Source organism: Nostoc sp. (assembly GCF_036917395.1).
Lineage (GTDB): Bacteria > Cyanobacteriota > Cyanobacteriia > Cyanobacteriales > Nostocaceae > Nostoc.
Genome location: NZ_JBALDI010000055.1, coordinates 1 through 8,638, shown reverse-complemented (window position 1 = coordinate 8,638; position 8,638 = coordinate 1). Strand labels below are relative to the sequence as shown.

Annotated in this window: 5 protein-coding genes and 1 pseudogene; 4 read left to right on the top strand and 2 right to left on the bottom strand. The window is 42.1% G+C overall.

The features are described from left to right. From V7K46_RS19075 to V7K46_RS19065, 3 genes are all read left to right on the top strand, one after another. A partial coding sequence (locus V7K46_RS19075; RefSeq protein WP_335115789.1) for a putative Ig domain-containing protein occupies positions 1–1,835 on the top strand: 1,835 nt, incomplete at its 5' end. A 315-nt stretch (positions 1,836–2,150) separates the two neighbouring features. Beyond that, a complete protein-coding gene (locus tag V7K46_RS19070) occupies positions 2,151–2,846 on the top strand; it encodes a hypothetical protein (RefSeq protein WP_335115787.1) in 696 nt (231 codons plus the stop codon). A gap of 171 nt (positions 2,847–3,017) precedes the next feature. Then, positions 3,018–6,872, top strand: coding sequence for a CHAT domain-containing protein (locus V7K46_RS19065; RefSeq protein WP_335115785.1), 3,855 nt, complete (start codon positions 3,018–3,020; stop codon positions 6,870–6,872). A gap of 256 nt (positions 6,873–7,128) precedes the next feature. On the opposite strand, the gene recR is transcribed toward V7K46_RS19065, so the two are convergent. Beyond that, the gene (gene recR, locus V7K46_RS19060; protein WP_335071955.1) at positions 7,129–7,686 is read right to left on the bottom strand and encodes a recombination mediator RecR; all 558 of its coding nucleotides are present in this window, start codon (positions 7,684–7,686) and stop codon (positions 7,129–7,131) included. 418 nt (positions 7,687–8,104) lie between these two features. Between recR and V7K46_RS19055 the strand changes: the two genes are divergently transcribed. Next, a complete protein-coding gene (locus V7K46_RS19055; protein ID WP_335115783.1) occupies positions 8,105–8,347 on the top strand; it encodes an SHOCT domain-containing protein in 243 nt (80 codons plus the stop codon). 198 nt (positions 8,348–8,545) lie between these two features. On the opposite strand, the pseudogene V7K46_RS19050 reads toward V7K46_RS19055, so the two are convergent. Beyond that, positions 8,546–8,638: pseudogene (locus tag V7K46_RS19050) on the bottom strand (photosystem II protein D1); the annotation flags it as partial.

Below are 8,638 nucleotides of genomic sequence, written 5' to 3'. Positions count from 1 at the left end.
AAGACACCAGCCTGGCGCTGCCCGGTGTATACTTTGGCTCCGTAGCGTGGGGAGATTACAGCGGCGATGGCAAACTCGACCTCATCCTCACTGGCAGCAGCAACAGCGGCAACATCAGTAAACTGTACAAAAATGCTTTAAACAATGCACCTACTCTCAATACTCCCACTGCTATTAGTTACACTGACACTGCCAATGATGACACTTTTGCCGCTCAAACTGATACATTAGTAGCTATTGACGCAGACAGTGGACAAACCCTTACCTACACTATTGATGGTGGTACAGTCAATGGCACAACTGTAACCAAAAGCGGAACCTACGGTACTCTCAGCCTCGACACCAGCACGGGAGCATATACCTTTACACCCTTTGATGGTGCAATTGAAGCACTGACGAGCAACGATACAGAAGCATTTACCGTCACAGTTAGCGATGGCAATGATGGTACTGATAGCAAAACCCTAGATATTAACCTTACTGGTGTAGATGATGCACCCACCTTAGAAAATGCGATCGCTGATCAAATAGCTCAACAAGATACAGCTTTTAGCTTTACTTTTGATGCTAATACTTTCATTGATGTGGATGCTGGAGACAATCTTACTTACTCAGCAACTCTACAAGATGGCAGTAATCTACCTAACTGGCTGAAATTCAATGCAGCTACGCGCACATTTAGCGGTACACCAACTAACGCCGATGTTGTCAATCTGACAATTGAGCTACAAGCTAAAGATAATGATGGTGTAAGTGCCACTGACACCTTTGCATTAGCTGTCGAACCCAATAATGGCACACCTACCTTTAAGCTTTCAAAAATTGCGGATGATATCTTTAAAATATCTAATAGTAGTGACAAATCAAAACTTCAAGTTACTCTCACTGGACAAAGCTCTAATCTTGTAAATGAAATAGGAGTGTTTACCGTTGACGATGCTCAAGGTAATATCAATGGTATTGCTCCAGGCGCAGCAGGTTATGCCCAAGCAGCTTTAGACCGAGCTAAGGTAATTTTCTCTGCTATTGCCAATCTTCCCAATGGGTTTAATACCGACAATTTGACACATCTGTTGGAATTTAACTCCGATGATAACTTCAGATTTTATTTGGTGAAAAATAGCACAACTGATGCTGTACGGACTGGAGTAACTCCACTCACAGACATCCTATTTTCTGATCCTTTAACGCAAAAGATTACAGATTTGGGGAATGATGACTTTTCCCTTGCGTGGAAAGATGGTGGTAATAACGCTGCTGACTTCAATAATCTGGTGGTAAAAATTCACTCCACAAATGATTCATTACCTCTGGGTACAAATCTGCAAGGAAACTCCCAAGGAGAAGTGATTGATTTGCGTGGTGTCACAAATCAGGTAAAAGCTGATTTTGTCGTCAACAGAGAAGCAGCTTTCAAGAATTTCATCGGCTTCTATCAAGTATCTGATGAAAATGGTGGCATTGACACCAACGGAGATGGTAAAGCAGATATTCTCACCGGACAGGCTGGTTATACTGAAGCCGCAGTTCGGGGGCGTGTTGCAGGCATTGATTTGACAGTTAATAATCAAGGTAGTGCAACTTCCACAGGAACTTTCCAGCCAGGTTCTATCTTTGTACCATTTATTATTACTAATGGTACGCCTGATGCTTTACTTGATAGCAATCCAAATAATGATCCAGCTGTTTACTTCCCATTCTTGGGAGCTAACACTGATAAAGTAGATCACATTCGCTTGTTAGGGAATAATGTTTTTGGCTTCGAGGATTTAGCAAGTGGTGGTGACAAAGATTTCAACGATATGATCGTGCGAGTCAATCTGACTATCGCCTAGTCTAAATTATTAAACATCGCCTATACTCAGTCGAGCCAATGTTGAGCAATGTTGTTAAGCACCATTGGTTTAAGTAAGGAGCGTGAATAATTAAAGGTTTATAATAAGGGCTAAAGCCGAATGGCACTGAGTTTAGTTATTTGTTGAGGCAAGCAGGGGGTGCAGGGGAGCAGAGGGAAAGTTGGAGTAAGTCTTTCCGCTTTGCCCAATGCCCTAGAGTAAAAAAGAGATTTTCTGTCTATACATACATTTTATTGACTGAACTAGCGCCATAGTCCAGTGCGATCGCTACAATTTTAGGATAAGCAATATTCGATGGTGCAGCAGATGCTCAAGCGGCTATTTCAATGGCTCAAAAAGCTTTTTCAGAGCTTGTTTGGTGGAAAACAGACTGCCTCAAAATCTAGGGGGAATGTGGAAAAAGAACCAGCACCACCCCTAAGCGATACGGATCTGGAATTTCTCTTCACCGAACTGTTGCAAGGAGTACATCAAGCACGAGGGGAAGCATGGGCCCAAAAGTGGCTGCATAATATTGAACATCGGATTACAACTGAAGACTGGGTTGAATGGTTAGGGCGCTTTGGTGAAAGATTGCTAGCATCACCTACACCCAATAATGAAATAGCTGCGCGGTTGGTGCAACTGGGTGAGTTGAGCATCGGACAAATTGGAGATGTTGCCTATAGTATCGGGATGCAGTTGTTGACACGCAATCAAGGTGAACCAATTTGGGAATATGAAGGGCCAGATGCTGTTAGCACGATGCCATCTGAACCAACCGCCCCAATATTAGAGTCAGCAGATGTGCCAGAAAACCTCCCGGAGGGAGAATACCAAACTGTTACCCTAGAACAGTTGTTTGTAATGTTGCAGGATGATGAAAGCTTACGCCAGCAGATTGCTCAACAACTTGCCGTTGAGACAGATGATCCCCAACTGCTTGTGCAGGCATTGATTAATCAATTATATCCTGCTGGTGAATCGACTACAGAGCAAACAGAAAATTAGTTAAATCTGAGAATTGTAACGTTGTAATGCTGTACTCTTGAAGTTTTGTATATTTTTTGCTAACTTGCTACGGAAGCGCTATCCGGATCTAATTAGTTTTTACGTAATTGATGATTTTTTTAACACAACGATGGCTACAATCTAGAAAAACAAAATCCAAGAGTGTGGCAGATGCTCAGGCGGATATCACAGTCGCTTAAAAGGTTTTTAAAGCGCCTTATTAAAAGTAAGCAGACTAGTTCTCTCAAGCGTGGGAGAAGACACAATCTGGTGGAGATACTACCAGAACTAACCGATGCGGATCTGGAACAATTGTTTATCCAATTGCTAGAAGGTGTGCATCAAGCACGAGGACAACAGTGGGCATTGAGGTATCTGCAACGGGTCGAAAATCGCATTTCGGCTGAACGCTGGATAGATTGGTTGGTGATGTTTGGCGAAAGCTTGCTAGCTTCAACGACGCCGAATCCTCTATTAGCAACACAGATGGTGCAATTGGGGGAACTTGGTATTGGCAGAATTGGAGACGTTGCCTATGACATTGGCATCCGGCTGATGCAAAACTCACCCACACAGATAGAGTATGAGGAGAATCAGGCGCAAGATGGCACACAAATCACTCCAGGGCAAGAACTGATTCGCAATTTAGGCGAACAGTTATGGGAATATGATGAGCCAAATGTAATAGAAACTACTCCTGGACAAGAACTGATCCGCAATTTGGGCGAGGAGTTATGGGAGTATGATGAGCCAAATGTTGTAGAAACCACAGAAGAAATTCTCCCAACTACACCTGGGCAAGAGCTAATCCGTAGCTTAGGTGACCAGTTATGGGAATATGATGAGCCAAATGTTGAAGCAATAACGCCAGCGCCTGAAAATGCCTCTTTTGAGGAAAGATTGACCGAGAATTTAGAGGAACTGGTATTGAAGTATGAACGAGAAGATGCCCAAGCCACAATCAGAGAAAATCTCTCTCTCCCCGCAGCGGAAGATTCAATCACCTCATTAGCCGAACTGAGGTTCGGTGATGAAGAGAAAGTTACTTCAACTAAGACACCAGCAAATCTCCTTTCTACTAAACAAAGACCTGAATTAGCAACGTCTGACTCAGTGGAAACCTGGGATAACACTTTGACCAATTTAGAGTCAAATGTAGCTAATACCTTAGATGAGTTGTGGGTGAGGTTGGATCAAAGTACCAATTTAGTCCAGCAACTTGCTTCTAACTTGGCAGTTCAAAGCAGCAATTCCCCTGGTATTATTGAGCGACATAGCGATAATCCGATTACCCAGGCTCAAACGTGGTTTTACCAAGGTCTAAGCCAAGCTAAAACAGGTGATTTGTTAAGCGCGATCGCATCTTATGACCAAGCCATTAAACTGCAACCAAAATTTTCTGAATATTGGTTTAACCGAGGCTTAACGCTGTTTCATTTAGAACGTTTTGATGAAGCGATCGCATCTTACGAAACCGCCACACAACTGAAACCCGACTACTACAAAGCTTGGTACAACCGGGGTGGAACTCTCGGAGAATTAGGATACTTTGAAGAAGCGATCGCTTCTTTTGACAAAGCCATAGAAATTAAGCCAGACTACCAAGAAGCTTGGTCTAGCAAAGGTTTGGCGCTGCTGAAGTTAGGTTGGCTACCGGAAGCTATTTCTAGTTATGATCAAGCGCTGCATCTGGAACCAGAAGACCAGGAAAACTGGTATCACCGAGGCATAGCCCTAGCTGTAAGCGAACAATTTGCAGAGGCGATTATATCTTACGACAAAGCGCTAGAAATTGACCCAGACTACCACGAAGTTTGGATAGACCGGGGTGTAGTCCTGTTTAATTTAGGAAGGTGGTCAGAAGCGATCACCTCCTGGGACAAAGCACTTTCAGTTCAAGCCGACTTCTACTTAGCTTGGTACAACCGGGGTATAGCGTTAGACAATTTAGGACGCCGCATTGAAGCGATCGCCTCCTATCAACAAGCGATCGCCATTAAACCCGACTTCCACTTAGCTTGGTATAATCAGGCAGTAGCACTGTTTTATTTAGAACAATTTGCCGAAGCGATCGCCTGTTATGACAACGCTTTGCAAATTAAACAAGATTATTGGGAAGCTTGGATTGGTCGGGGAACTGCCGTCGGCAACTTAGTGAATGCTGACGGATTGCTGAATTTGTCGAGTAGTATAACAGCAACAAATCCCGCCTTACAACAGGGCGGCTACGAAGGAAAATTAGCCAGCTACGAAGAAGGGTTAAAGCATCTGCGGACAGATACCCACCCAGAAGGTTGGGGTAGATTGCATGTTGCGATCGCTAATATTTACTACGACCAGGGCAAAAAACATACCAATACCCGCGATTATTGGCGCAAAGCTGCATCTGAGTATCATCAGGCGCTGTTAACCCTGACACTAGAATATTTTCCGCAGTTGCACTTAGAGGTTTTGCAATCTTTAAGCAAAGTGCTGATGGGTTTGGGACAAACAACACAAGTTCAAGAATTACAGCAACGCGGCAGAGATTTATTGCGACAATTATTGAGTGAAGAAACTCGCTCAGACGAAAGTAAAAAGCAGTTAGCTTTAAAATTTACAGGCTTTAAGCAGTTGGCAGTTGATTTAGCTGTAGAGTCTGGTGATTTAGTTGAAGCCTGGGAAATTGCTGAACAAGGCAAAAATGCTTGTTTAAACTGGCTACTTTCTGGCTGGAATAATCAGATTTACTCACCTGATTATGGAGCAATTCAACAACTATTCAATCCCACAACAGCAATTATTTACTGGCATATTAGTCCAGTCGCATTACATACTTTTATTCTTAAAGACCAAGCGCCATCACCCATCCTCCTGTTTACACCTATGCAAGATCCTGGGGCAATACCTTTAGGAGAAGACGCTATCCGTCTAAATGAATTGCCGCTACCCGAAGCAGTGCAACGCTTAATTGAATTTGAAAGTTGGCTAGAAGATTGGCATCAACAATACCAAGAATATCGCAGCACGGCTCAAGACAAAGAAAGTAAAAGCCAGCATTCTTGGCGAGTTGATATGGAACAGAAGCTAATGCAACTGTATAACATCCTGAATATTTCCACAATTGCACAGGAACTCGAAGGCATCACCCAACTGGTTTTAATTCCTCATCGTGACTTGTATAGATTGCCCATTCATACCCTTTTCCATCTCTCTTCTGCATCCCAGGAAGAATTGCCGAATGTGGAATCAAATTTTATCGTCACCTATCTGCCTAGTGCCCAAATAGGTTTATCAATAAAAACTGAAGAGATTTGGCAGTGGCAAAATCAGTTATTGCTTAGTGTTGAACATCCTGAAAGTGTAGGTTATCCCACACTAAAATTTGCCAAACTTGAGTCTGAAATTGTGAGCCAGATGTTCAATAATCTTCAACGAATTCAGGGGTCTGAAGCAACGAAAAATGTTGTCGAAAAGGCCTTATTTGATGATAATTACAACATATTTCATTTTACAGGTCATGTTACTAATAATTTAGGTGAACCTAAAAATTCAGAATTAGCATTAGCAGGTGAAGATAAACTTACTTTAGATGAAATCTGCCAACAAAATCTAGCAAGTTACAACCTTATTACCCTCTCTACTTGTGAAAATTTAAGTAATAGCAACCACACTATCAGCAGCGAATATGTGAGTTTAGTTAGTGGTTTTGTGAGTCAGGGCGTTCCTCATGTAGTGAGTACTCTTTGGAGTGTAGAATCTTCAGCTAGTGCCTTGGTCATGATCGAGTTTTACCGACGATTACAGCCTAATAAATCAGCAGTTACTGCCTTAGCTGAAGCAACACGATGGCTGAAAGAACTAACTGCTGGAGAACTGACAAAATGGTATGAAGATATCTTGAATAATCTGCATCCTGAAGAATTACGAATTCAAACTTATTTAGCGACACAGCTATATAGAAATAGTAAAATGGCATCAGATAAAAATCTTTATAATCATCCTTACTATTGGGCAGCATTCACGATTACGGGTAAGCCAAATTAATCTTTTGAAACTTAGTCAAAATAATTCATAAGGTCAATCTAAAATCGTAAGAATTCAGAAGTCAGAATAGTGGAAAAATCAGGAGTTAATTTACTTGACTGATGAATTTACTTGTGATTGGAAACCTTTTATAAATTCTGACTTCTGACTCCTGAGTGCTAAATTCTAAAATCTAAAATCCAAAATCCAAAATTGAGTTACCAACACTAAGGAGTGGAGAAGGCTTGAATCTAAAGTTTATAACTTTTAATTAAGCCTAATCTAACTCCCGGCGTCCTTCCAATGCCCTTGCCAGGGTCACTTCGTCGGCGTACTCCAAATCACCACCTACAGGCAAACCAAAGGCAATCCGCGTCACCTTGGTAAATGGTTTCAGTAGCTGACCGATATACAGTGTTGTTGTCTCCCCTTCTACACTCGGACTAATTGCCAGAATCACTTCTTGAGGTTTTTGCTGACTCACCCGGCGCTGCAAAGCCAGTATAGTTAACTGTTCTGGCCCAATTCCATCAATTGGAGAAATCACCCCACCCAAAACGTGATATTTGCCTTTGTACTCGCGGGTTTTTTCCAGCGCAATCACATCGCGGGGATCTGCTACGACACAGATAGTGTTGTTGTCACGGTTGGGATTGCGGCAAATTTCACAAACAGGTTCAGCAGATAAGTGAAAGCAAACAGAACACAAGCCTATCTGTTTTTTTGCCTCAATTAAAGCTTGTGCTAAAGCTTCTACTTCTGCTTCTGGTCGCTTCAAAATATGCAAAGCCAGTCGTTGGGCAGATTTAGGACCAACCCCTGGCAAGCGTTGCAATTGCTCAATTAACCGTGCTAAAGGGCGTGCGTAAACCGTTGTCTTATCTCCAGAATGTTTTTACCTTAACTATGATGACATTCTTGCAGAATTTTGGATTGCTCATTTTATTTATTAGAGGTCAAGCGGGTACGCACACCCTACCTGCACTACAAAAAATCACGTCATAAAAGTTAGTGCAATTTAAATGTAGGGAATCATAAACAAGACAGCCTGAAAAATCTTTGGCTACACAGTAAGCATTAAGAAGAGACATTACTATGACTAAGAAGACCTACCAAGATAAAGACCGTGATCTAGATGCCTTGTTGAGAGATATTTATGACTTACGCACGAGTAACGGAAGAATCAAACCGCAGAGGCACAGAGGACACGGAGGAATAAGAGTTAGAGAGGTATTATTGCGTAAGTCCTGATATTGAAACGTGGTTTAGTGGACAAGGCTATCAGATACAGATCAATAAAACAGACGGAACTTGGTTCTTGCAACCTGCAAAAACTGAGATGTGGCGGAATTCTGACACAAGAGGAGTACGAGAGCAAGAAAGCAGCGATTCAAAGAGAATCTGAACTTGCAGGTAAAATCAAGCAGCTTGAGAATGCTAGAGATGCTGGAATCATTAGTTGTGAAGAGTATAAAAGGTTCGCTCTGGTTGTCTAAAGGCCAGCAATTAAAGTAAATTGCGGCTGCGATCGCTTACTTTAACCAATATGAAATTGAATCAGACTTGCAAAGATGATATGAGCAGTTAATTTAGATTTCATAGGTTTCAAGGATTAAAACAGTGCAATATAGGTTTAAATAATAAAACGCTCCCTGTTTCCAGAGAGCGTTTTTGATTTAGCTAATCTTTACTATTTAACCGTTGATAGCAGGAGCGGTAAGAGCTACAGGAGCAAAATCACCTGCTGCCAAATCTAAGGGGAAGTTGTGAGCATTGCGCTCGTGCAT

Bases quoted from the DNA above. Each gene is read 5' to 3' on its own strand.
- V7K46_RS19070 (WP_335115787.1), top strand. From the start codon at position 2,151: ATGGTGCAGCAGATGCTCAAGCGGCTATTTCAATGGCTCAAAAAGCTT.
- V7K46_RS19065 (WP_335115785.1), top strand. From the start codon at position 3,018: ATGCTCAGGCGGATATCACAGTCGCTTAAAAGGTTTTTAAAGCGCCTT.